The 1504-nt window shown below is 42.5% G+C and carries 2 protein-coding genes; both read right to left on the reverse strand.

Annotated features, from left to right (window positions below; all coding sequences use genetic code 11):
* Positions 1-190: 190 nt before the first annotated feature.
* Positions 191-481, reverse strand: coding sequence for a hypothetical protein (locus ED312_RS24175; protein ID WP_206363312.1), 291 nt, complete (start codon positions 479-481; stop codon positions 191-193).
* Positions 478-1437: an IS110 family RNA-guided transposase gene (locus tag ED312_RS23490; RefSeq protein ID WP_206363313.1), complete on the reverse strand. Its 960-nt coding sequence runs from the start codon at positions 1435-1437 to the stop codon at positions 478-480. Before ED312_RS23490 ends, ED312_RS24175 begins: the two co-directional genes overlap by 4 nt.
* Positions 1438-1504: the final 67 nt, after the last annotated feature.

A 1504-nucleotide genomic window follows, 5' to 3' on the forward strand; every position in this document is an offset into this window, starting at 1 on the left:
TTTTCATCTGTTTATAATTTAGTTTTGTGTTCAAAATGAGCGATTTAAAAAAGTTGCAAACCCTAAGAAAGTTAAAATTTCATCTACATGCTCTATGGCAATACTCCTGTGTGCTTAGCGTTTGTTGTCAGTTTCATTTCCGGGGTTTCCTGTTGTATAGGATATTTCAACCTCCAGTAAAAATCGACCTTTAAGCAACCTTTTTTAACTGCTCCACATCAATACCCAGTTCTTCAAGACGCTTGATGTGATGCTGTATTTGTTTAGTTTTTCTCGTATTATTTAAAAATTCTACCCCTAAATCGTTGTATACGACCTGGTCTTTGAGTATGAAGTAGGCGGCGATCAGGATCTTATGTCCTACGGCTATCAATGCTCTTTTTTTACCTCTTCTTACTATTAAACTCTCGTATTTACTTCGCAAATAGGTGTTCTTGGTCCTTGTGGCGGCCCAGGCACATTGCACTAACAATACTTTCAAGTACTTGTCTCCGTGGGTTGTCCGTCCACTTTTTTTTTACCACCACTTTCGTTATTACCAGGACTTATCCCGGCCCAGGAGGCTAAATGACGTTCACTGGGAAATTGATCCATTTGGTGGCCAATCTCAGCTAAAATACCTGCTGCGGCATCTTTGCCTACCCCGGGAATACTCTGTAATAAATCACTACTGAATTCCAGTTCGTTGGCCTTTAGGTGCTCCTCTATACGCTGATCCAACTTGTTTAACAACACTTGTCGGTCGGCTATCGAGGATTGTATCGTAGAGAGCATAAACCGGTGATGCTCGGTTAAGTGCCCTTGCAAAGCATGAGCTAAATCTTCTTTGCTCACCTGCATTTTGCCATGACGCAATTTGACCAATTCATCGATATCTTCTTCGCCGGCTATCATTGCTGAAATAATCTTTACTGCCGTGGAACCACTCATGTTACTTACCACACTGGAGAGCTTAATGTTGGCATCTTCCAGTAATTTTTGAAGCCGGTTCTTTTCTGAGGCAATGGCCTCCACTGTTTTACGCCGATACCGGGTCAGGTCCCGCAACTCCCTGGTGGGCTTAGCAGGGATAAAACTACCTCTTAGCAAACCGCTTAATAGAAGTTTGGCGATCCATTTACTATCTTTCTTGTCCGTCTTTCTCCCAGGGACGTTCTTAATGTGGCGGGCATTGACTAAAATCACCTCAAAATCTTCTTCCAGAATATTAAACACCGGCTTCCAATACACCCCGGTACTCTCCATGGCCACATGGGTTATTCCTCTGTCCTTTAACCAATCACGCAAGGCTTCAATCGAACTGGTGAAACTGTCAAAAGTCCGGGTTTCTTCCGATATACCAGTCCCGCGAACCGTGGCTACCAAGACTCTCTTGTGGACATCTATACCACAACCCCGGTCAATGACTTGTTCAAATGTGATAGCTTTTTTGCTCATGTCTTTAAGTTTGGTCCAAAATAATCATTCCCCTGTGTGTTTAAAATTTAATCATGGATGTTTCATT

It is taken from the genome of Sinomicrobium pectinilyticum (assembly GCF_003725735.1).
Taxonomy (GTDB): Bacteria; Bacteroidota; Bacteroidia; order Flavobacteriales; family Flavobacteriaceae; genus Sinomicrobium; species Sinomicrobium pectinilyticum.

Bases quoted from the DNA above. Each gene is read 5' to 3' on its own strand.
- ED312_RS23490 (WP_206363313.1), bottom strand. From the start codon at position 1,437: ATGAGCAAAAAAGCTATCACATTTGAACAAGTCATTGACCGGGGTTGT.